The organism is Neobacillus sp. PS3-12 (genome assembly GCF_030915385.1).
Classification (GTDB): Bacteria; Bacillota; Bacilli; order Bacillales; family Cytobacillaceae; genus JAEVLT01.
The window spans coordinates 573028-594953 of the sequence record NZ_CP133268.1 but is presented as its reverse complement, the minus strand read 5'-3'; the positions used below and the strand labels follow the sequence as shown (position 1 = coordinate 594953).

Annotated in this window: 22 protein-coding genes, 1 pseudogene and 1 riboswitch; of the genes and pseudogenes, 14 read left to right on the top strand and 9 right to left on the bottom strand. The window is 36.3% G+C overall.

What is annotated here, in order from left to right; genetic code table 11:
- Nucleotides 1-77: 77 nt before the first annotated feature.
- Entirely contained in the window at nt 78-776 is a 699-nt protein-coding gene (gene pssA / locus RCG17_RS03020) for a CDP-diacylglycerol--serine O-phosphatidyltransferase (RefSeq protein WP_308175760.1), read from the bottom strand.
- A 316-nt stretch (nt 777-1092) separates the two neighbouring features.
- Here pssA and RCG17_RS03015 point away from each other — a divergent pair, with 316 nt between their 5' ends.
- Nucleotides 1093-2205 (top strand): Gfo/Idh/MocA family protein, encoded by a 1113-nt coding sequence (locus RCG17_RS03015; protein ID WP_308173798.1) that lies wholly within the window; start codon nt 1093-1095, stop codon nt 2203-2205.
- A 75-nt stretch (nt 2206-2280) separates the two neighbouring features.
- Entirely contained in the window at nt 2281-2781 is a 501-nt protein-coding gene (locus RCG17_RS03010; protein WP_308173797.1) for a hypothetical protein, read from the top strand.
- A 48-nt stretch (nt 2782-2829) separates the two neighbouring features.
- Here RCG17_RS03010 and RCG17_RS03005 read toward each other — a convergent pair whose 3' ends face one another.
- Together RCG17_RS03005 and RCG17_RS03000 are read right to left on the bottom strand one after the other, a co-directional pair.
- Nucleotides 2830-3735: an SDR family oxidoreductase gene (locus tag RCG17_RS03005; RefSeq protein ID WP_308173796.1), complete on the bottom strand. Its 906-nt coding sequence runs from the start codon at nt 3733-3735 to the stop codon at nt 2830-2832.
- A 92-nt stretch (nt 3736-3827) separates the two neighbouring features.
- Nucleotides 3828-4910 carry a C40 family peptidase gene (locus RCG17_RS03000; protein WP_308173795.1) on the bottom strand — a complete coding sequence of 361 codons (1083 nt, stop codon included), beginning with the start codon at nt 4908-4910 and terminating at the stop codon, nt 3828-3830.
- A 315-nt stretch (nt 4911-5225) separates the two neighbouring features.
- Here RCG17_RS03000 and RCG17_RS02995 point away from each other — a divergent pair, with 315 nt between their 5' ends.
- The 5 genes and pseudogenes from RCG17_RS02995 to RCG17_RS02975 all read left to right on the top strand — a co-directional run bounded on the left by RCG17_RS02995 (nt 5226) and on the right by RCG17_RS02975 (nt 9282).
- Entirely contained in the window at nt 5226-5393 is a 168-nt protein-coding gene (locus RCG17_RS02995; RefSeq protein ID WP_308173794.1) for a Fur-regulated basic protein FbpA, read from the top strand.
- Nucleotides 5394-5472: 79 nt separating this feature from the next.
- Complete coding sequence (gene proC, locus RCG17_RS02990) at nt 5473-6315, top strand: pyrroline-5-carboxylate reductase (protein WP_308173793.1); 843 nt, start codon at nt 5473-5475, stop codon at nt 6313-6315.
- A gap of 16 nt (nt 6316-6331) precedes the next feature.
- Nucleotides 6332-7132, top strand: a pseudogene (gene proB / locus RCG17_RS02985) (glutamate 5-kinase); the annotation flags it as partial.
- A gap of 284 nt (nt 7133-7416) precedes the next feature.
- On the top strand, nt 7417-7986 hold the full coding sequence (locus RCG17_RS02980) for a DUF421 domain-containing protein (protein ID WP_308173792.1): 570 nt from the start codon (nt 7417-7419) through the stop codon (nt 7984-7986).
- Nucleotides 7987-8196: 210 nt separating this feature from the next.
- Nucleotides 8197-9282, top strand: a complete 1086-nt coding sequence (locus RCG17_RS02975; protein WP_308173791.1) for a 3D domain-containing protein — start codon at nt 8197-8199, stop codon at nt 9280-9282.
- A gap of 72 nt (nt 9283-9354) precedes the next feature.
- On the opposite strand, the gene RCG17_RS02970 is transcribed toward RCG17_RS02975, so the two are convergent.
- Both RCG17_RS02970 and RCG17_RS02965 read right to left on the bottom strand, forming a co-directional pair.
- On the bottom strand, nt 9355-9828 hold the full coding sequence (locus tag RCG17_RS02970) for a hypothetical protein (RefSeq protein WP_308173790.1): 474 nt from the start codon (nt 9826-9828) through the stop codon (nt 9355-9357).
- Between the two features lie 313 nt (nt 9829-10141).
- Nucleotides 10142-10315, bottom strand: a complete 174-nt coding sequence (locus tag RCG17_RS02965; protein WP_308173789.1) for an aspartyl-phosphate phosphatase Spo0E family protein — start codon at nt 10313-10315, stop codon at nt 10142-10144.
- Between the two features lie 603 nt (nt 10316-10918).
- Nucleotides 10919-11006: riboswitch (cyclic di-GMP riboswitch) on the bottom strand.
- A gap of 199 nt (nt 11007-11205) precedes the next feature.
- Here RCG17_RS02965 and RCG17_RS02960 point away from each other — a divergent pair.
- Nucleotides 11206-12198 (top strand): Gfo/Idh/MocA family protein, encoded by a 993-nt coding sequence (locus RCG17_RS02960; protein ID WP_308173788.1) that lies wholly within the window; start codon nt 11206-11208, stop codon nt 12196-12198.
- A gap of 122 nt (nt 12199-12320) precedes the next feature.
- Nucleotides 12321-13184 carry a processed acidic surface protein gene (locus RCG17_RS02955; protein WP_308173786.1) on the top strand — a complete coding sequence of 288 codons (864 nt, stop codon included), beginning with the start codon at nt 12321-12323 and terminating at the stop codon, nt 13182-13184.
- A gap of 347 nt (nt 13185-13531) precedes the next feature.
- On the opposite strand, the gene RCG17_RS02950 is transcribed toward RCG17_RS02955, so the two are convergent.
- On the bottom strand, nt 13532-13663 hold the full coding sequence (locus RCG17_RS02950) for a hypothetical protein (RefSeq protein ID WP_308173785.1): 132 nt from the start codon (nt 13661-13663) through the stop codon (nt 13532-13534).
- A gap of 299 nt (nt 13664-13962) precedes the next feature.
- On the opposite strand from RCG17_RS02950, the gene RCG17_RS02945 reads away from it, so the two are divergent.
- Complete coding sequence (locus RCG17_RS02945) at nt 13963-15207, top strand: multidrug effflux MFS transporter (RefSeq protein WP_308173784.1); 1245 nt, start codon at nt 13963-13965, stop codon at nt 15205-15207.
- Nucleotides 15208-15329: 122 nt separating this feature from the next.
- The gene (locus RCG17_RS02940; protein WP_308173783.1) at nt 15330-16520 is read left to right on the top strand and encodes a MalY/PatB family protein; all 1191 of its coding nucleotides are present in this window, start codon (nt 15330-15332) and stop codon (nt 16518-16520) included.
- Nucleotides 16521-16584: 64 nt separating this feature from the next.
- Here RCG17_RS02940 and RCG17_RS02935 read toward each other — a convergent pair whose 3' ends face one another.
- The 3 genes from RCG17_RS02935 to RCG17_RS02925 all read right to left on the bottom strand — a co-directional run bounded on the left by RCG17_RS02935 (nt 16585) and on the right by RCG17_RS02925 (nt 19783).
- Complete coding sequence (locus tag RCG17_RS02935; protein WP_308175759.1) at nt 16585-17274, bottom strand: type 1 glutamine amidotransferase; 690 nt, start codon at nt 17272-17274, stop codon at nt 16585-16587.
- Entirely contained in the window at nt 17213-18682 is a 1470-nt protein-coding gene (locus RCG17_RS02930; RefSeq protein WP_308173782.1) for a MurT ligase domain-containing protein, read from the bottom strand. The genes RCG17_RS02935 and RCG17_RS02930 overlap by 62 nt, the downstream gene beginning before the upstream one ends.
- 204 nt (nt 18683-18886) lie before the next feature.
- Nucleotides 18887-19783: a LysR family transcriptional regulator gene (locus RCG17_RS02925; protein WP_308173781.1), complete on the bottom strand. Its 897-nt coding sequence runs from the start codon at nt 19781-19783 to the stop codon at nt 18887-18889.
- A gap of 223 nt (nt 19784-20006) precedes the next feature.
- On the opposite strand from RCG17_RS02925, the gene RCG17_RS02920 reads away from it, so the two are divergent.
- The 3 genes from RCG17_RS02920 to RCG17_RS02910 all read left to right on the top strand — a co-directional run bounded on the left by RCG17_RS02920 (nt 20007) and on the right by RCG17_RS02910 (nt 21907).
- On the top strand, nt 20007-21116 hold the full coding sequence (locus RCG17_RS02920) for a citrate/2-methylcitrate synthase (protein WP_308173780.1): 1110 nt from the start codon (nt 20007-20009) through the stop codon (nt 21114-21116).
- Between the two features lie 88 nt (nt 21117-21204).
- Nucleotides 21205-21372 carry a hypothetical protein gene (locus RCG17_RS02915; protein ID WP_308173779.1) on the top strand — a complete coding sequence of 56 codons (168 nt, stop codon included), beginning with the start codon at nt 21205-21207 and terminating at the stop codon, nt 21370-21372.
- A 160-nt stretch (nt 21373-21532) separates the two neighbouring features.
- Entirely contained in the window at nt 21533-21907 is a 375-nt protein-coding gene (locus RCG17_RS02910) for a VOC family protein (RefSeq protein ID WP_308173778.1), read from the top strand.
- The last annotated feature ends 19 nt before the right edge of the window (nt 21908-21926 follow it).

The window sequence follows — 21926 nt, the reverse complement described above, 5'->3', positions numbered from 1 at the left end:
GAGAATAGATAATTTTGATATTCTAATGATCATGATAAATTATCTTTATTATTTATTCTAGTTCCGTGAAAGCATATTTAATCAATATCTTTACGATTTTTCCCTTTGATAAAGCGATAGGCTATGTAAGCTATATATAATGGTGTCGCAATATACATAAGATAAGGAAAATGGTGGGTATATGGGCTTCTATATATAACATATAAGAGACAGCCGAGAAAGATTGTTACAATTGTTCCATACTTTGGCAAAGGAACATCTTTTAAGCTTGGAATATGAATCCTGCTGACCATTAAGAAACATAACCCCGTGAATATAACTGAGGTGACTAAATGAGGAATGATTTTTCCAAATAGCGTAAGAATCGCTAAAATCCCACCGGCAGCAGTTATTGGAACCCCAACAAAATAGCGTAAGGACGCCTTTTTAGGACTGATGTTAAATCTTGCTAAACGGAATGCGCCAAATAATGGGAAAAGGCCTGCTACGGCTAATCCTAATAATCCAAAATGAAAAAAATAGGTGTAATAGACTAAAAATGAAGGAGCAATACCAAAAGTGACAATATCAGCCAAGGAATCTAACTCTTTGCCAAAATTACTATCGGCATCTAACATCCTGGCCAATCGGCCATCCATGCTGTCTAGCATCATTCCGATGATAATGAGAATAGCTGCATTTTTATATGAACCATGTGCAGCAAACCCAACGGATAAAAAACCACAATATAAATTTCCTAATGTGAATAAATTCGGTATCATTTTCGCAAAACGCATCATTTGCCTTCTTTCTATATGTATGTAGCATAATTAGATGAATTATTTTAGTATCATTATTCACTGACTAGCACTCAATTCTTTTATTAATAACACTTTATCACTTTTATTACAAATTTTCTTCCCATTATGGTACTCCCATTTAGTTCTTTCGAAATCTATTATATTACAAAGTTAAGGATCATCATTCAATAAATTTCGAAGCGGCTGACGAAAAATTTTTTATTTTTATTAGTTTTAAGAGAAGGGGAGGATGTGGTTAGGATAGAAACATTAATAGGTAAAGAAAAATACTTCTAAGTGAGGCGTACAAACAATGGAAATTACAAAAGTAGGTGTAATTGGAATCGGAGTTATGGGGAAGGAATATATCTTGCAGCTGGACCAAGGGCAAGTTGAAGGTGCAGTGTTATCTGCAGTTTGCGGCAGAAGAGAGGAACAATTGGAATGGGTAGTGAACCATACTTCTGGTAATGTACAGGCATTTGTTAACGAAGATGACTTTTTTAATTTTAAAGACATGGATGCTGTTATAATCTCAACGCCACATTACCTTCATCCTGACCTTGCCATTAGAGCTTTTTCGAAGGGACTGCATGTCTTGGTGGAAAAGCCTGCAGGTGTCTATACAAAAAACGTCGAAGAAATGAATGAAGCAGCAAGATTATGCGGCAAAGTATTTAGTATGATGTATAACCAACGCACTAATCCGCTTTATCAACAGTTAAGGGAGCTTATTCAATCTAATGAACTAGGGGAAATTAAGCGAACCAATTGGATTATAACAAATAATTATCGTTCACAAAGCTACTATGACTCAAGCTATTGGCGGGCAACCTGGAGGGGTGAAGGTGGGGGAGTATTAATTAACCAGTCTGTACATCAATTAGACCTTTGGCAATGGACAACAGGGCTTATGCCAAAACGTGTACATGGCTTTTGCCACAATGGAAAATATCATGATATTGAAGTGGAAGATGATGTAACTGCGTTTGTTGAATATGAGAATGGTGCAACAGGTGTTTTCATTACTTCTACAGGGGAAGCACCAGGAACAAATCGGTTTGAAATTGCAGGCGACCGTGGAAAGATCGTTATTGAAAATGAACAACTTACATTCTATCGTCTTACGAAATCTGAAAGGGAATTCAATGCAACCTATAAGGGTGTTTTTGGTGAACCGGAATGTTGGGAGATTAACATTCCAATTAAAGGAGAAAATCCTGAGCATTTAGGGATCATTCAAAATTGGATAGATACAATTAGGAAGGGAACACCATTGTTAGCACCTGGCGAGGATGGGATTAAAGCACTAGAAATATTGAATGCTGTTTACCTTTCTTCTTGGTTGAATAAACCAATCGATCTGCCAATAGATGGTCACCTATATCTTGAAAAACTTCAAGAAAAAATCGATCAATCAAAATGAAAGACAAATTAAAAAATTTTTTTGGGGATAAAATACGTAAATCTCCATGAACATTTATAGAGAAGAGGAAAGACGTTGTACTTTAAGCTCTGGACATTTTTTAACATTGCACTTTTTTTATTTTCGATTATTTATATATGGTTGATCCGCCCTCATGAAAGTTCTTGGGTTGTTGTTAGTCAATTCCTTGCACAAGCAGCAATCCTTCTTTTTTTCATTAATATTAATATGTATTTTATCTTTCTAGTAATCCGAAAAACATCTTTACGAAATGTAAAGATTCGGCTTGCAAAATTTTCTCGGCAGATGATGAAATTTCATATTCCAATTGCCCTTTTGGGAACCACAATTATCATTGGCCATGCAGGAATCAATTTGAAAGAATTTGGACCAGTCTTAGGCTATACCCATCTTAAATTAGTAAGTGGGTACTTATCATTCTTACTTTTGGTTATTGCTCTGTATGCTGGAAATTTAAGACATGTCAAAGCATCAGGATTCCGAAGGAAATTCCATCTTATAAGTGCTATGATTTTTTTTGTTATGTTTCTATTACATATGTTTATATGGATTTAGTTGTCCAGGTACTATTCGCATAATTTTTAATAATAGTACCTGGATATTTTATGATGAAGTATATTCTGCTCCGTTGACATGTAATGTTTGCCCTGTTACATATTGGGAATCATGGCTGGCAAGGTAAACATAGGCAGGAGCCAGCTCAAAAGGTTGACCAGCTCGTTTCATCGGTACGTCCGTTCCAAAGGTAGCAATATCTTCAACAGTCATGGATGCTGGGATCAGTGGAGTCCAGAATGGCCCTGGTGCGACTGCATTCACTCGAATTCCTTGGTCAGCTAAATTATTTCCTAGTGCGCGGGTAAATGAAACTATTGCCCCTTTGGTTGCAGAGTAGTCAATTAATGTTTTATGCCCATAATAGGATGTGACCGAGGCTGTATTGATAATAGCACTTCCTTGCTTTAGGTGTGGCATGGCTGCCTGGGCCATAAAAAAGTATGAAAAGATGTTGGTGGCAAATGTATGGACAAGCTGCTGCTCTGTTATATCCGTTAGGTTCTCTTGGGGATATTGAACCGCACAATTATTTACAAGAATGTCGATTTTTCCAAACGTATTGATTGTTTGTTCCACCACACGGACACAGTTTTCCTTAAAGCGCAGGTCGGTTGGGAGGAGGATACACCTCCTGCCAAGCCTTTCAACAACTTCTTTTGTTTCTTCCGCATCTTCATGTTCGTCAAGGTAGGCAATCGCAACATCTGCTCCTTCTTTGGCAAATGCAACAGCGACGGCTCTCCCAATCCCGCTGTCTCCCCCAGTAATAATAGCTGTTTTATTAATTAATTTTTTATTTCCGATATAGGATGGATTATCAAAAATGGGTCTAGGATCCATTAGATATTCCAATCCAGGCTGTCGTTCCTGATGTTGTGGCGGAAAGCTAATTTCCTGTTCCTCACATTTTATTTGTTTACTAAAATAAGGATACAAGGGGTAATCGTTCATTGGGATCCCTCCAAATCTTGTGCACATAACTAGAACAATATATGCTGGATTAAAAAGTCGGGTTACTTATAATTGTCAGAGCCAAAGCCAAATTATAATCTGATCACTTTGCCATTAAATTTGGCTTTCCAGTAACCGCTTGTCATATCAGCTATGGCAACACCTGTTGTACACTGTGAACCAATGAATTGCCCGTTTCCTATGTAAATCCCAACATGTCCATCCTGTTTATAAGTATCAAAAAACACTAAATCCCCTGGCTGAAGTCTGCTTGCGGGTACTTGCTTTCCTGAGTCCTTGATAGAATCTGTACTAGTGCCTACGTCGATTCCTACTTGGGACAATGCCCAATGAACAAATCCGGAACAATCAAATCTGCCATTTTGAATATCAAAGGCCGACCTTCCTCCGCCAAAAATGTAAACGGAATGTCCAATATATTTTCGGCTTACATCTAAAATTTTTCCAGCTAGGCCAGCAGTTTGGGTCGAATCGGAAGGGCTGATGAGTGCAGCTGGATTTGCTGTCATTGCTGAATCTTTGTTTTGTTGCTGCAATTGTATTCTCAAATCTTCATAATGTTTTTCCTGTTCTAAGATTTGCGCCTGCATCCCCTGATAATTAATTTTTAAACCATTCAGTTTGTTAAGCTTATTTACTAAAGACCGATGCTTTAAATCATCATCCTCTTTTTCAGCATTTTGTTTTTCAAAAAGGTCATGATCTGCTTGGACAATTGTAGCGACAGTTCCAGCCCGATCAATAAATTCACTAATGTTGGCCGAGTCAAGAAGGAGATTAAGAAAGGAAAGATCTCCTCCCGTAACCTGATAAGTCTTAGCTCGTTCTTTTAATAAGTCAGCTCTTTTTTTCATTTTTTGTTCCAAATAGGTTAATTCATGCTCAAGTTTCAAAATATCTGTATGAACTACATCGGTTTCCTTTTCAGTGGACTTTATGGCCTGCTGATTATCTAAAATAGCTTGATTAATTTTCTGTAGGTTTTCATTTATTTCGGGTAGTGTATAAGGGTGTTGAACATTTTGAGCATCAACAATGGAATCCTGATTGTTTAATTCCGCAGGATTCAGGATTGCCCCATAAGCTTTTTGGGGAGTGAAAAATACAATTCCAATAATCACAATATTGATAAATAACAAAAACCACCTTTTCATCTCATCACCTTCATTTCTTCATATCCCAATATCCAGAAAAATCAAAATCATTAACCAGGATTTTAGCATGAGAATATTTCAACCGTGTAATGAGGTTATTACAATTCGGTATCGAAAAATTTACATTTTATTCAAAATTTTTCAATCCTAAGAGGTATGAAAGGTATTAAAATACAGTTCTTTGTCTTTTATTAAGGAATGATAACAATTCGTTTAAGAGTCCAGAAATAACCAATAGTTCGACAAATTCCTAAATTTGCCATCATTATAATGGCATAGAAGCTTCAAGTTTAAAGAGGGAGGCGTCTTTAAAAGGTGGAACATTTATTAAAAAGTAAAATTCAGCAAAAAAGACAATATTTAATTGAGAAACTTATTAAATCCGGTATATATAAAAAAAACAATAAACACTTATATGAATGGACTTTAAGTGATTTAGAAAGAGAGTATAAAAGCGTGGAAAATAATTTGACCTTTAAATGAGGTGAAAATACAACACATTTGCATTAACGTATCTTTCTAGGGTTCATAAAAGCAATAGAAACAGAATGGGGGGGTAAAATTGAAAACACGACTAAACATTGCTTTTTTAGGTGCCGGATCAATGGCCGAGGCGATGATTGCAGGAATTGTTAAACAAGGAAACTTTCCAAAGTGTCAACTCTTTGTTACAAATCGAAACAATAAACTAAGATTACTCGAGTTAAAAACAAAATACGGGGTAAAAGCCATCAAAATGGAACTGCTAAATTTTGAGGAAATTGATATCTTGATTATAGTAACGAAACCAAAGGATATCGGGGACGTGTTCCATTTTTTGAAAACGAAGCTAAAACCGCATGTACTTATTTTATCAGCAGTTGCTGGGATCACAACCTCTTGGCTTGAGGAAAACTTGCCAACCGAACAACAGGTGATTCGAATTATGCCCAATACGTCAAGTTTAATCTGTGAATCTGCTACAGCTATGTCTCCGGGAAAGAACGCCGATAAACAAGCAATATCTAGGGGAAAAGAACTTCTGAGTACGTTGGGCTCCGTATACTTAATAGATGAAGAGAAAATGGATATTTTTACTGGTATCGCCGGAAGTGGGCCTGCGTATTTTTACTATTTAATGGAAGAAATCGAAAAGGCGGGTACAAACGGTGGTCTTGATATGGAAACAGTAAGGGAAATAAGTGCTCAAACTCTGCTTGGGGCAGCAAAAATGGTATTACAGCAAAAAGAATCACCTGCAATATTACGAAAAAAAGTAACCTCACCAAATGGGACAACAGCAGCAGGATTAGCTGCATTAGAAAACTATGGCGGTGGAATGGCAATCTTTCAAGCAATTAAAAGGGCAGCCTCCCGATCAAAAGAAATGAGTACTGAACTTCAAAACAGTAAATTTAATCGATAGAAATAGGGGTGATTTGATGGTGCAGGACATACAAAAGCGGATAGTGATTAAAATTGGCAGCAGTTCCCTTACAAGCCTACAAGGGGAAATAAGTCGAAAGAAGCTCGAAAAATTGGTGGATGAAATTGTTCAGTTAAAAGATGAAGGACATCAAATTCTTCTTGTATCATCAGGTGCAGTGGCTGCCGGCTATCGAAAGCTTGGTTTTATTGAGCGGCCAAGTCGCCTGCCTGAAAAGCAAGCTGCTGCTTCAATTGGCCAAAGTCTATTGATGGAAGTTTATTCAAAGCTTTTCCTGTCGCATGGTTACATTGTTTCACAGATCCTTATTACAAAAGAAGATTTCTCGGATCAAAATAGGTATAAGAATGTGAAAAATACAATAAATGTTCTGCTGGAACGAGGCATTATCCCAATTATCAACGAAAACGATACTGTAACGGTTAGTCGGATTAAGTTTGGTGATAATGATACTCTTGCTGCAAAAGCAGCAATCCTGACAGATGCTGATATGCTAATTATTCTTTCAGATATAGATGGCTTATATAATACAGACCCCAAGAAAACGAAGCAAGCAAAACGGTTGGAACGAGTTCATGAAATAACTGCTAAAATCGAGGCCGCTGCTGGAGGAACTGGAAGCACAGTGGGCACCGGTGGTATGAAATCTAAAATAGCTGCATTTAAAATTGCAATGGCATCCGGAATCTTTGCTTTTCTTGGGAAAGCAGGAACTCCTAATATTTTACAAGATGCTGTGAAACAAAAAGCATTGGGAACGTATTTTGAAGGAAAGGCTCCATATCTAAAACTAAATTAACTACAATTTATATAAATAAGTAAAGGTCGAAATCTAGACCATTTCGACCTTTTGCATTGCCTTAGTTAGTCGGTTAAGGGTTCCAATGTTCACTAGCTCAGCCACAACTATGTATTTTTTAATTCTGATATACGGAAATTTGCGAACTCTAACCGTTTTGTAAGAAAGCTGTAATGGAAAATCTTGTCCATTACAAACTAGTAAAAAAGAATTTCTAAAAAGAATTTCAATACCCAGGGGGTTAGGGACAACCTGAAAAGATAAAAATATGGTTAACAATAATGTCAGGCGTGGTGGTCTTGAACTTTAACTTCATTTTTGAATCCATATTATTATTACTAACCAGCGTTATCGTCTTAAGGTTTGCAGGTAAAAAATCGGTTGCGAAAATGACCGCTCTTGAAACGGTTGTAATCTTAGCAATAGGCACAACAATGGGTCACGCAGTCAAGGAAAATAAATTATGGCAAGTGATCCTTGTCCTAGTTGTCTATGGCGTTTTTATCATTGTCGTCCAAAAGCTTGAGCTCAAACTGAGTATTCTCGAGCGTTATTTGATCGGCGACGCTACACTTGTTATTAATGAAGGGAAGTTAATTACAGATAATTTAAGGAAATTGCGAATGACCAAGAAACAATTAGAAATGAGATTACGTCAAAAGGGGATTTCTTATATTACAGATGTTAAAATCGGAACAATTGAATCAGATGGAGAATTCGGCTTTGAACTGATGCCACATGCAAAACCAATTACACAAGACGAACTGTTGAAAATATTAAATAAACAAAGCTCTGAAGGTGGATCAAAAGGAGAAAATATTTTTGATTCTGTAGTGAAAAACAATAAATAACGTAGATATGATGTCATTAAAAGAAGACCTCTGAGGTCTTCTTTTATGTAATAATAGACTAATTTCTACCATATTTAGCGCATAAATCCTCATTAATTGCTGTTATTTCAGGCTTTATGACAAAATGAGATACAGTTTTAATCTTTTTGTAACATGGTTGGTACAAACTTTTGTTATAAATAAGTATACAAAAAGAGGAGGTGTATGCAAATGATAAAGCGTATAATTCTCACAATGTTTACTGGGGCGTTGTGCGTTTCTGGATCCGCACTTACCTATGCGCAAACAAACACACAAGCTTTACAAAATGTTCAGCAGCAGCTAAACCAGCAAGCTCAAGAAAAACAATCAGTAAGTAATGATATTCAAGGTATTCAAAAAGATATCGCTTCATTAAATACATATATTTCCCAGAACCAGGCCGCATTAAATAGTACACAGCAAAAAGTGGCGGCTACAAATCAACTCATTGAAGAGAAAAAGCAGGAAATTGTTACTTTGGAAGATAAAATCTCTGCTCGCAAAGACGTTATGAAAAAACGGATTGTTGCACTTCAGCATGATGATCATCTTAGTATGGTCATTAAAGTTTTCTTGGATTCTAAAAATCTCGATGATTTCATCCAACGTGCAAGTGCTGTTACTGCCTTGTTTAATGCAGACCAGGATATATTAGCAGCACAAAAGAATGATCTTAGCAAAATAGAAGATGACAAAAAAGAGATTGATAGGCAAGAACAAGTATTAGAAGAAGAGCAAAAATCATTGGCGAAACAACAAGACGATCTTGCTCAAAATTTGCAAAAAAGACAAGATAATTTAACCTTGCTTCAGGATAAAATGAATCAAATTGACCAACAAATGCAAGTTACTCAAGATGAAAAAGCCAATATTGAGTCACAAATTCAAGCTGCACAAGAGAAACTTCGTCAAGAGCAAGCAGCGGCAAGTGCCGCAAGTCAAGCGGCAGCAAGCAGCACTCAAAGTGGAACTGCTCAATCTGCAGGAAACGGCGAAGAAATGTATGTTACTGCAACTGCATACAATCCAGAAGATAATGCATATATGACAACACTGGGTTACAATATTAAAGCAAATCCAAATATGAAATTGATAGCTGTTGATCCATCGGTTATTCCATTAGGGAAAAAGGTTTGGGTTGAAGGTTATGGGGTTGCCATTGCTGGTGATACCGGCGGTGCAATAAAAGGTCATAGAATTGATGTATTAATGCCTACAAGGGCAGATGCACTAGCATATGGCCGCAAGGCAGTGAAAATTGTAATTCTTGACTAGCACCAATAAAGAAAATTGAAAAAGCTGGGTAAATTCTACTTCTATAAAGAGAATTTATCCAGCTTTTTTCGTTTATAGTTCATTCGGTTGTTTTTTGTCTTGAAGGGTTTGCAGCAATTTTTGCATTTCATCCTTGCTCAAAAATTTAGCCAGTTCATCTTGACTAATAGTTACATTTAAGGAATTAACCTGAAAGACAAACTTGCCTTGGGGTGTTTGTCCAATTTTAAAATGATCTCCAATAAATTCCACCCTTCCATTTGGCCCTTTTTCGACATGAGCATTTTTTATTCCATTATAAATTGCCGGTTTAATTGTATCTTCTACATAGGAGGTTGTGTAAGTAGCTATTTGTTTACCTTTATTGAAAACATCTTTGGGTGAATACCCTAGGATTCCGAACAGAATGATCCCTACCATGGCAGCGAGAAAGGCTAATTTAAAAGTAAATCTAAATAAAGATCTAACTAAGAATATTCCTATTATAAGGAAGATAACAGCAATAAACGGGTGCCCGTTCGGAATATGTGCTAACAAATCATTCATTTTAAAACTCCTTACTTGAAGTATCAAATGCAGTAGATATTTTTTAACAGTTTGAACTAAAATTACGCATTTAAAACCATCATCAAATACATAGCTGAAAAGATTTTTATCCAAAATAAAAAAGTGTCAAAAGACACTTCCTCAAGAGAATGGTAAATTTTTAAAAAATGATGGATGTTTATGAAGAAAATATTAGTGTCAGTGGATGAAAGTTAAGAACCTTACCTTAAAAGAAGACAGGCTTGATACAACAAGTTAACCGAATCATTTATATACTAAAGTGAAAGTATTCTCTCACTATATGACACATTAATTAGTTTTTTAAAAAATGATATTTGGAGATGTAGATATCAAGTTTTTGACTTATTTCTAAAGTTCTTTCACTGTTAAGTCCTTCTTGGATGCCAATACGGATCATTTCATCACGAAGCGTTTCAATAAGCTTTTCAAGTTTGGATTTCTCATCATTAATTGGCATAAAAAACATGAGTGATCTCCTTTTTGGTAGTGTACATTTACAAATTTATCATAAATTTACAAATAGTTAAGTGATTTTTCCCACAGGAGATAAACACTTTAGGCCAAGAAGTGAACAAAAAAACTCCAATTTTAAGTAAAAATTTCCTATTCCTAACAGAAAAACACAAAAAAATAACCCCAGCTTAATGGGAGTCATGTAAAAAAGTCTGGGGTACAAAAGGAATACATAAGATAATGGGTATTCCTAGATAATAGTTTATCAAACTAAAAGAATAGAATAAATATAGTTCGGAATATTGACACAAATATAGTATTTTTAAAATGCTGAACTAATTTAAGAATCTTTTGTGTTAAACAGTAAAGAGAGGCTACTTCCGCTATTTTTTATTTCCTTTTTCTAATTGTGATTTACATCTAGGGCATGTTATTTCTTCCAAAGGCCTGAATTTAATATTTTTTAGGTCTTTTTTCTTAATATCAAAATTTAAATTATATCTTTGCCCACATTCATAACAATATCGATCTTTTACAATATGTCTGATTTTAGTTACACCGCAGAAAAAAGTAGGATAAAACATTATACATTCCTCACATTACAAGATTTTAAAATCCTGGTAACCCGGCTGCCATGACAAAAGAATTGTGTTAGGCCCGTGGCTTTGCGTCTTTTGCTTTCGCAAAATTTGCCCTTGTTTTTATAATAACATAATCATTTAAAGAATAGAAAAATAGTGAATATGTATTATGACTAAAGTTGGATAAAAGGTATATGTGTTTACATTTGAGCCAGCACGATAGTATCGAATGATACTAAAAAAGAAAATTCCAAATTAAAAATGGCATTTACTGAAAAGGTATGGAAAAATAGAAGCGAAAATAATAAAGGAGGAGTTCAACATGAAGTATACCAAGGTTCGCTGGGGCATCATTGGGTGTGGTGATGTAACAGAAGTGAAAAGTGGGCCGGCATTCCAGAAAAGCAGGAACTCTGAGTTGGTTGCTGTAATGAGAAGGTCAGGAGAGCTAGCTAAAGATTATGCACAAAGGCACAGTGTACCAAAGTGGTATGAGGATGCAGATAAACTTATTAACGATCCTGATGTGAATGCAGTCTATATCGCAACTCCGCCCGGATTCCATAAAGAATATACCATAAAAGCAGCAAAAGCTGGAAAAGCTGTTTATGTAGAAAAACCAATGGCGCTGAATGAAACTGAATGTCAAGAAATGATTAAAGCCTGCAAGGAGGCTGATGTACCGCTTTTTGTTGCCTATTACCGCAGAGCAATGCCCCGATTTTTAAAAATTAAAGAGTTATTGGAAAATGGAGCTGTTGGGGATGTTCGGTTTGTGACAACGACTCAATATCAGTATGCTGCAAAAGAAGTGATGGATGCTGAAGAACTTCCTTGGCGTGTTATGCCTCATTTGGCAGGAGGTGGTTTATTTTTTGATTTGGCCAGTCATACGCTTGACCTTTTTGACTTTTTACTTGGGCCTATAAAAGCTGTCAAAGGCATTGCCTCTAATCAAGCAGGTTATTATCAGGCTGAAGATATTGTAACAGGTACATACTTGTTTGAATCCGGAGTTCATGGAGTAGGAAATTGGTGTTTTTCTGCTTTTGAAAATGTTGATGTAAACGAAATTATCGGCAGTAAAGGGAAAATTACTTTTTCCACTTTTGGGAATGAACCAATTACTTTAATCACTGCTAGTCGATCAGAAAATTGGAGTTTTGAGCCGCCACAGCATGTACATCAGCCACTCGTTGAAACAATTGTGGCGGAATTAACTGGTAACAAAGGTGTATGTCCTAGTACTGGAGTAACAGGGGCAAGGGCAAATTGGGTAATGGGTGAGATGGTTAAAAATTTTTATGTAAACTAGAGGCAGCTGTTAAATACAGCTGTTTTTTTTACCTTTAAGTTTTGGCAATTTCTTTCATTCTTTAATCGGCGTATGTTGGGAACATTAAACATGAAATGATAATTTAAGGGAGGCAAGTTAAATTGATTATAAAAAAATCCTTTGTTATATCTTTACTTTCCTTGATACTTTTTATGAATGTTCCTGGTGTATTAGCCGCACCTCCAGAGAATGAACTTAACCAATATTTAACGAAAATTGGCTGGACAAAGCAAGATTTAATCGATTATTTAGCTTATTATGAAATACCACTGAATGAGATTAATTCTGTTGCAGATTTGAAAGACCTTCTCGGAACTCCAATTAATACTGATAATTACCAGGAATTACTAAGCAAATATAAATTAACTGATAAGCAATTAAAGGCCTTGCTGGATCACTTCGGGGATTCCTTAAGTGAATATACATTTATTGAGGATTTAGATACTTCTGTTGGCTTTTATGTTCAACATGATGATTTTATGGCAGAGATAGAAAATGATCTAAATGAATTAGGAATTACCGACCAGGAAGTTGAAAGGTTTTTTGATTATATAGGGCAAGTTGAAGAAAATAATAAAAATCAACTTGATCAATTAAAATTGCTTGATGCGAGAATGGAACAATATTTAAATCAAACTTCACCAACAGACCTTAATAAGGATCAGGTAGATGAAATAGCTGAAATTTTTACTGAAGCTTCTGATCTCCTTCAAATAAAAGTAAATTTTAAAATGAATAATCAAGATATATCCTTTCAAAAATTGTTAGAGCTGGAAGACAAATCGGGAAATCTTTATACCAGTGTATACAGCAATACTGGGGATCTCCTGATTGACTTCAATATAACTTCCGACTTTTTTCAAAGTGTTGTCAATGGGTGGGACGAGATTCTTCATTTAGGAGATCTGTCTAATGAATTTGTGGATTTATTACATGAAGGAAAATATAATTCAATGTATAAATAAGATAACATCGGGGGTCGTGGGAAATTTCCACGGCTCTTGTTGATTCTAATGGTTGTTCGATCATTATGGCGAGCATATTTTTTAAGGAATATTGGCAACAGAATGGAGAACGAAAGGCAGCTTATTTTGAGTTTTCTTTATTACTTATATTAATTAAGGAAAAGAGGAGCCAAATTCCAAATGCGAGAGGTAAAGATAAACAAAAGACAATAAAAAAAGAAGTGTTAATGAAGTGGTTATAAATCCAATTATCGTACATTCTATACACCCTTAATTTTTTGTTTTAGTTAAATATTCAAATTAAAAGGAAAACAAGAGCTTGGCATCCCAAGCTCTTTTAACATCTTTTACTTTTTAGTAATGGAGTCTGATTCATCTTTTTCACGATAACGCAGGTTCCCAGCATGTTTCTCTGATTTTTGTTTGTTTAATTTACCGCCTAGACTTACATTTGGAAAGCTTGACTTTTTTTCAGTCATTTGTTTCACCCCCATACCAACATGAATAACGAAAATTGTTTTCCAATAAGAGCCGAACTCTACGTTTAGTTTAAGAAAACATCGTAATTTCATACGTACCAATTAAAAATGGGCAGATTATGAATCTGTTCTGTATTTTTTTCATTTAACCAATAGGTTCTAAACAGAAGAAATTACTTCGGATATCGAAGCTAAATTAAAAGTAAAAATAACTTTATCATGTTATATTATGTGATAAGGTAATTTTCCCACTTTTTGAAAAAGTGAGATTTCGTTCAAGGATAGGAAGGGGTCTAAGAATGAGAGAATCTATAAAGAATAATATTGGGGAGGGAATCTCAGGCTCTAAGCGGCTGTGGATGGCAGTTGTTTTAGGTTCGTTGGCGGCATTTGGTCCTTTATCAATCGATATGTATCTGCCTGCACTGCCAAACATTGCTCGAGATTTTCATGCCAGCCCAACATTGGCTCAATTAAGTTTAACCTTTTTCTTACTTGGTCTGTCATCAGGACAGTTGCTGGCAGGTCCATTAAGTGATGTATTTGGACGCAGAAAACCGCTTTTAATTGGGTTAATTATATATTTTATTGTTTCTTTATTATGCGTATTTAGTCCATCAATATGGTTATTAGTTGTTATGCGTCTTTTCCAGGGATTAGCTGGATCTGCAGGTGTTGTTATTTCAAGGGCAATTGTGCGCGATCTTTATTCCGGATATGAATTAACGAAATTTTTTGCCCTGCTTGCCTTAGTAAATGGGCTGGCCCCGATTCTTGCCCCAGTTATCGGGGCTCAGTTATTAAAAGTTATATCATGGCATGGAATATTCCTTGTTTTAAGTGCCATCGGTTTTATTATGTTTTTAGTCGTCCTTTTCGGTTTACCTGAAACACTTCATGAAGAAAGAAGATCGTTAGGAGGTATCAAACATACATTAAAGACCTTTCGAAACCTTATCCTGGATAAGAGCTTCATTGGTTATGCCTTGGCACAAGGCCTTGTCTTTGCTAGTATGTTTGCTTATATTTCAGGCTCACCATTCATAATTCAAAATATATATAAGGGTTCCCCGCAAATGTTTAGCATGATCTTTGCTATAAATGCTGTTGGAATTATGATTGCAGGTCAAACGACCGGAAGATTAGCTGGACGAATTCATGAGGCTAAGTTGTTTGTATTTGGATTGACTACTTCTTTTATTGGCGGAATCGTTCTCCTAACATTTATTAGTTTAAACGTAAGCCTATATCTGATATTGGTCCCGCTCTTTTTTGTGGTGGCAAGTGTTGGGGTAACTAATACCGCAGGTTTTTCACTCGCTATGCAAAAACAAGGAAAGAATGCAGGGAGCGCTTCTGCCTTGCTAGGTGTTTTGTCACTTGCCTTGGGGGCAATTGCAGCACCATTTGTCGGATTAGGTGGAGAACATACTGCAATTCCGATGGGAGTTGTCATTGTATGTGCCGGCAGTGGGGCAGTTCTTTCGTACCTGATTCTTATTTTTAGGACTTCCAAAAAAGAAGAACATTCTGGCCTTTCATGATTTGTTTAACTGGATTGTAAATTGGCCCATCGAGTTTTTGATGTACAAAAAAACAAACTTATTGGGGGAAAGTTTTGATTTTGGTATTCTAATTATAAGTACATAGTAAAGGTGGAAAAATCATGATATATAATTTTGATGAGGTCGTTAATCGAAGAGGGACATATTCCTTAAAATGGGATGGAGGAGAAAGAATCAAAAAAAGTGGAATTACGGAAAGATATGATGCTGATTCGTTACCATTATTTACGGCAGATATGGATTTTCCCATTCCACAGCCAGTCACTGATGCATTGCGTAAAACAGTGGACCATCGAATCTTTGGTTATTCCGTTTTTCCAGACGAATATTATGAAGCCATTCAGTATTGGTTCAAAAAGCACCATGACTGGGAAATTAAAAAGGAAGAAATTGTTTACAGTCCAGGAACAGTTTTTGCTCTTAATGTTGCTGTTCGGGCATTTACAGACCCAGGTGATGGCGTTATTATTCAACGCCCCGTGTATCCTCCGTTTACTAGCGCAATTGAAGGCAATGGAAGAAAAGTCATTAATAACAAATTGAAAGTTGATGCCGCTGGAGTTTACACCATTGATTTTGAGGATTTTGAGCAGAAAGTAAAAGATGAAAAAACGAAAATGTTTATTCTTTGTAATCCGCATAATCCAACTGGAAGAATTTTTAGCAATGAAGAGCTTAAACGATTATCTAACATTTGTGCTCAAAATCATGTTTTAATCGTTGCTGATGAAATTCATGGGGATTTAATTCGTCGGGATCAGGTCTTTACCCCAATTGCAAAACTTGCGGAAGATGATCAGCATATAATTACCTGCACGGCTATTAATAAAACGTTTAATGTTGCGGGTCTGCATTGTACTAACATGGTACTTCCAAATCCGAACCTTCGGGCTAAGTTTGTTAATGCAATGGGACACCAAGTTGCCACTCCATTTGCTATTTCTACTCTTATTGCGGCATATAACGAAGGCGAAGAGTGGTTAGAGCAATTAAAGGAGTATATTGATGGTACGATGGAATGGGTGAAAAGTTTCCTTGCTGAAAGAATGCCAAAAGTAAAAACCAGAATTCCAGAGGGAACTTATTTAATGTGGCTGGATTTTAGCGGTTATGGGATATCACCTAGGGAAGTACATGATCGAATATACAATAAAGCAAATGTCATTTTAGAAGATGGAAAAATGTTTGGTGAAGAAGGGTTGGAATATCAAAGAATTTGTCTTCCGTCCCCGCGCCCGATTATTAAAGAGGCTTTTGAAAGAATCGCTAAGGAATTTGAAGATCTTAACTAAACAAATAAGCACACATTATATATTTATAATGTGTGCTTAACCTTTATTTATTGGGTATTTTTATTTAAGACGACTTCTTTCGAAGCAATCGATTCATTCGTGTAGGAGGATTTTCGATAAATCGGTTCCAGACGGTTGTTCTTGCTTCGTTTTCTAATTGGTCTCCAAGCGGCTCCAACTTTTTTCCATATTTACGTTCACATGCACTATCTAGAAGGTAATCAGCGATTACTGGGTTTTTCGGTAAGATTGGGCCATGCAGATAGGTCCCAATTAAGTGATGATAGTGAAGCCCCTCTTCACCACTATTCTCGTTATTCCCATACCCTTTGACCACTTTGCCAAGTGTCGGATAGTCATGGTAGGTTCTGCCGCTATGATTTTCAAAACCAACAACTTTCCCAAATTGCCTGGATTCTACTAATAGATTTGTCATTAGTCTATTTTCTTCTGCAATCGAGTAAAAAGGGAGAATTCCCATACCCATTAATTTTTCGCCATTATTCGTTTGTAGGTATTCTCCTAGAAACTGGTATCCGCCACAAATGGTTAAACCAGCAACCCCATCATCCACCCATGCTTTAATTTCCTTAATTAGAGGCGTTAGTCGTTTGGTGGCAATGGCCTGTTCCCGATCACTGCCGCCACCGATCATAAATAAGTCACATTCTTTCTTCCTTAGATCTTCGGGTTTATTTATTTCTTCGACTTGAAGCGTAATTCCCCGCCATTCGCATCGTTTTTTTAAACATATGATATTTCCTCTGTCCCCATACAGGTTTAAGGTATCTGGGCAAAAGTGGTATAGTAGCAGTTCCAATGTTCTCATCTCCTTTTTCCAGCTTGTCTGTTTCCCTGGATAGGATGCTGATCAGCGGAGAAAGACAAGTATATGTTGCCATTACGTAGGTTGGTAGAGCTTTCGATTTTGTATAGAACACTGCTTCTTTTAAATTGGGGAGAATCATGATTTTCTCTGAGGGTATCCCTGCATACTTCATTCTTAGTGCGACATCATAAGCCCTTTTTCCAGAGGCAATATAAATATCAACTTCCGAACGATTTGCCATTTCTAAATCAATATCCCATATCCATGAAATATCTTCACCATCAGCCAGTTCATCATTTAAGCAGAAAATAAATTGCTTTTTTTCTTTGGTTAGCATATATTCCGATAGTGTTACATTAGCTCCCGCTGGATTTTTAACCAAATTAAGCTTCCACTTTACCCCGTTAATCGAAAATTCCTGCATTCTGCCATTCCCTTTGTGATACGAGACAAGTCCATCTTGAATGTATTTTGAGTCAATACCTAATGTCCTGCACATTGTTATGGCCAGCAAAGCATTGTAGGCATTGTACATACCTTTTAAAGTAGTTGGATAGGACACTCCATCAACGCTCAGGCGTACACCTTGAATGCCATTTTCAACCTTTTCAACAGAAAAATTCGGTTCTGGACGCGAGAACCCGCACGAACACTTGTAGTGTCCCAACTGACCATAATGGATGGTTGTGTAGGTTAACTCATTTTGGCACTCCGGACAATATTTAGATTCAGCCATACTGTAGGATTGAAAAGGGCAGGCATTGGCATCAAGACCCACATAAATATTCTCTTTTTGCAAACTTGAGAAACGGTGTACAAATGGGTCATCACCATTCAAAATAAGTTTAATATCAAAAGTACGAAGACTCTCTTTCATTTTTTTAATAAGCAAATCAACTTCCCCATAGCGATCAAGCTGATCGCGGAAAAAGTTTGTTACAATCAGATAATCAGGGGCACATTCAGATACCACCTTCGGAAGGCTTGCTTCATCTACTTCCATTACGGCAATTTCGTTCACACGCCATCCAACTAATGGTGTCTGACGGACAAGCGCAGCAGACAGGCCAGTTACCATGTTGGAACCTTCCAAATTAGCAATCACTTTTTTCCCTGCAAACCGAAGCAAATGGGCTGCCAAGTTTGCTGTTGTTGTTTTTCCATTTGTCCCTGTGATATAGATAATGGTTTTAGCCGTTTTTCTTAAATGCCTCAAAAAGAGAGGATCCACTTTCCGAGCGACAACCCCCGGAATGGTGGTCCCATCGTTTCCCATTGATTTGCTAAGTATCCCTGCCATTTTACCAGACCAAATGGCCATTCTTGTCCTCATTACGATTCCCCCATGCTTGTATATGTACCTTCAAGAAATAAAATGCTTTCTTAATACTCCACTTTTAGTATGTCCTACATGTATTTTTCCAATGAAAAATATTAAGAGAGGAAAATATTACATGTTGTTTTACCAAAAAAAAGAAAACGCCTATACACATAGGCGCTTTGGGTTAATATCGGTAAGAAACTATCACGAGATCAGTTAAGTGTCATTGGAGGAATTCTCATTTTTCTCGAGCATTTTTAATAACTCTTTCAAAGCAAAAGAATGATAGGCATCCTTTTTAGTGATAAGCCCAAGTTTCCAATAAAGATGTGGTTTTTCAATTGGAATGATTTTTACATTTTGATTCGTTTGTTTGTAATAAATGGATATTGGCATGAGGGTAATACCAAGGTTTGAAGAAACAAGCTCAATAATTAAATCCCACTGTGAGCTTTGGTAGGAGATCTCAGGAGTAAAACCAGCTTCCTCACAAGATTGTTTAATATAATCATGCAAAGCAAAATCTTCGGAAAACAGGATGAATTTTTCATCCTTCAAATCACTTATTGTTACTACTTTGTTTTTAGCTAGATGATGATCTTCATGCAGATATAATACAAATTCATCTTCAATGAATGGGTAAACATCAAATTTTGTTTCACTTGCTGGAAGAACGATTATTCCAAGATCTATTTCCCCGCTTTCAACCAGCTGAGTGATTCTCTTCGCCCCAAGTTCAACCAATTCGAGTGTAACCTTTGGATACTTATCGTGAAAGTTACGGGCAATTTCTGGGAAAAATAGAGTACCAATAAGGGGTGGGACACCCATTTTAATTTCTCCAACGACCACTTCTTTCATTTCATCCAAAAGGATATCCAATTCCCCCAATGCACAAAGTGCTTTTTGGCCTTGCTGGAAAACGATCCTTCCGGCATCAGTCAGACGCAAACTTCTGGTTGATCGATCGAAAAGTTCCACATGGAGTTCATCCTCTAATTTTTTTACTGCTTTACTTAGAGAAGGTTGTGTTAAGTAAGAATGCGCCGCTGCCTTGGTAAAGCTTTTGTGAGAGGCAACTTCAATAAAAGATTTTAAGTCACGCAATTCCATAATAGGCTCCTATTTATTCATTCTATTCATACTATTTATTCATTCTATTCATACTATATATTCTAATTATTCATTTTACTTATAGATTACGAGGTTGTAAAGTATAAGTATAGAAAAGTTGGAATTTTAAGAAAATTATTAAAAGCGATATTATAATAGGTTTTTAGATATTTTAATATTTTAAATAAATTTGATATTTTTGAGGTTGAGAGGAGAGAGTAGAATGTCAACAGCAGGTTTAGAAGGGGTAGTGGCAACACAGTCTGGTATTAGTTCTATTATTGATGGTGTTTTAACTTACAGAGGGATTAATATTGATGAATTAGCTGAGAATGCAAGCTTCGAAGAAGTTATATACTTGCTATGGAATGATGTATTACCTACACGAGAAGAACTTACTAAGTTGAGGAAGGATCTTGCTCAACAAGGAACATTACCTCTTGAAGTAACTTCACTATTGAAAGCCCTTCCAAAAGATACTCACCCGATGGCAATGCTTCGAACAATTATTTCCGCTCTTGAGATGTACGATGAGGATGCATATGATATGTCTCCTGAAGCGAATCGTCTTAAAGCATTAAAGATTCAAGCAAAAATTTCAACAGTGGTGGCAAACATCCAACGTGTAAAAGAAGGAAAAGAAATTCTTTTACCAAAGCCTGAATTTTCCTTTGCTCAGAATTTCTTATATATGTTAAATGGGGAAGAGCCTGAGGAGCTGGCCATTAAATCATTGGATACTGCATTGGTTCTTCATGCAGACCATGAACTAAATGCTTCCACATTTGCATCCCGTGTAACAGTTGGGACATTAGCTAATATTTATGCAGGGATTGTATCAGCAATTGGTACTTTAAGCGGTCCGTTGCATGGCGGAGCTAATGAGGCAGTAATGAAAATGCTTGAGGAAATTGGCGAAGTCGAAAATGTTGAATCCTATGTCTATGAAGCAATGGTTCAAAAGAAAAAAATTATGGGTTTTGGTCATCGTGTATACAAAACAGGAGACCCTCGTGCTAAATTCCTAAAAGGGATGTCACAGAAACTAACTTCTCTTACTGGTCAGGACAAATTGTATGAAATGTCTGTGGAAATTGACAAAATCATTCAAAAAGAAAAAGGACTTCTTCCAAACGTTGATTTTTACTCAGCCTCAACTTACCATAGCTTGGGAATTGCAAGGGAATTGTTCACTCCAATCTTTGCCGTTAGCAGAACGTCAGGCTGGACAGCACATATTTTAGAACAATATGCGAATAACCGACTTATTCGTCCAAGAGCGGAATATATTGGCTCACAATTAAGAAAATATGTTCCAATTGAAGAACGGTAAGAGTTTTCTATAGCTGATTGATTATCGTCTAAATAACTAACAGTAGTTTTGTTAAATGTAAATCGATAAGCTGAGGGGTTGAAAATAAATGAAGCCGCTAATATATGTTACAAAAAGCTTACCAAAAGAAATCGTTTTAGAACTACAGGAAAAGTTTCAGCTATCCATTTGGGAAGAGGAAGATTTTATTATTTTTGAGCAGGCAGTCGAACAAGCAGATTTAGATTTTAGAAACACGAACTATATCCAAGCATAGAATCACAAAAGCCTAGTAAAAACCTGAACAGGTAAAAACTGTTCAGGTTTTTAACGTGAGTTAAATATAAAATGAGACGCTTTTTTATGAAAGGACAAACATGATAGTTTAAGTCATTTGTGATAAAATCAAGGGAAATATATATCTGGAGTGAATTGTAATGAAAAGTGCCAGTCCTTACATATTTGTAGATAATTGTCTCAATGTCATGGAGTATTATCAAGGGTTATTTGGAGGGGAGATTACAAACATCCAGAAAACTGGGGATGGAAAATGTCTCCATGCAGAGCTGCATTTTGGAAACAGTATCATTCACTTTTCAGATACTTTTAGTAAAGTTAATCAAGGGGATCATGTCCGAATTGTTTTAGAATGTGAAAGTGAAGAGGAAATTAGAAAAGTGTATGACTCACTCAGCCAAGGAGGCAGGATTACTCTGGAACTTCAAGAAACATTTTGGGGAGCGCTTCATGCAAACCTTGTTGATCGGTTTGGTATTGGCTGGTTACTTAATTTTCAAAAGAGAAAAATATGATACAATATTGTCTAGACTA

Excerpts from the sequence above, each read along its gene's own strand:
- pssA (WP_308175760.1), bottom strand. The coding sequence starts at position 776 with ATGCGTTTTGCGAAAATGATACCGAATTTATTCACATTAGGAAATTTA.
- RCG17_RS03015 (WP_308173798.1), top strand. The coding sequence starts at position 1,093 with ATGGAAATTACAAAAGTAGGTGTAATTGGAATCGGAGTTATGGGGAAG.
- RCG17_RS03005 (WP_308173796.1), bottom strand. The coding sequence starts at position 3,735 with ATGAACGATTACCCCTTGTATCCTTATTTTAGTAAACAAATAAAATGT.
- RCG17_RS03000 (WP_308173795.1), bottom strand. The coding sequence starts at position 4,910 with ATGAAAAGGTGGTTTTTGTTATTTATCAATATTGTGATTATTGGAATT.
- RCG17_RS02980 (WP_308173792.1), top strand. The coding sequence starts at position 7,417 with ATGTCAGGCGTGGTGGTCTTGAACTTTAACTTCATTTTTGAATCCATA.
- RCG17_RS02975 (WP_308173791.1), top strand. The coding sequence starts at position 8,197 with ATGATAAAGCGTATAATTCTCACAATGTTTACTGGGGCGTTGTGCGTT.
- RCG17_RS02970 (WP_308173790.1), bottom strand. The coding sequence starts at position 9,828 with ATGAATGATTTGTTAGCACATATTCCGAACGGGCACCCGTTTATTGCT.
- RCG17_RS02965 (WP_308173789.1), bottom strand. The coding sequence starts at position 10,315 with ATGTTTTTTATGCCAATTAATGATGAGAAATCCAAACTTGAAAAGCTT.
- RCG17_RS02960 (WP_308173788.1), top strand. The coding sequence starts at position 11,206 with ATGAAGTATACCAAGGTTCGCTGGGGCATCATTGGGTGTGGTGATGTA.
- RCG17_RS02950 (WP_308173785.1), bottom strand. The coding sequence starts at position 13,663 with ATGACTGAAAAAAAGTCAAGCTTTCCAAATGTAAGTCTAGGCGGTAAA.
- RCG17_RS02945 (WP_308173784.1), top strand. The coding sequence starts at position 13,963 with ATGAGAGAATCTATAAAGAATAATATTGGGGAGGGAATCTCAGGCTCT.
- RCG17_RS02940 (WP_308173783.1), top strand. The coding sequence starts at position 15,330 with ATGATATATAATTTTGATGAGGTCGTTAATCGAAGAGGGACATATTCC.
- RCG17_RS02930 (WP_308173782.1), bottom strand. The coding sequence starts at position 18,682 with ATGAGGACAAGAATGGCCATTTGGTCTGGTAAAATGGCAGGGATACTT.
- RCG17_RS02925 (WP_308173781.1), bottom strand. The coding sequence starts at position 19,783 with ATGGAATTGCGTGACTTAAAATCTTTTATTGAAGTTGCCTCTCACAAA.
- RCG17_RS02920 (WP_308173780.1), top strand. The coding sequence starts at position 20,007 with ATGTCAACAGCAGGTTTAGAAGGGGTAGTGGCAACACAGTCTGGTATT.
- RCG17_RS02915 (WP_308173779.1), top strand. The coding sequence starts at position 21,205 with ATGAAGCCGCTAATATATGTTACAAAAAGCTTACCAAAAGAAATCGTT.
- RCG17_RS02910 (WP_308173778.1), top strand. The coding sequence starts at position 21,533 with ATGAAAAGTGCCAGTCCTTACATATTTGTAGATAATTGTCTCAATGTC.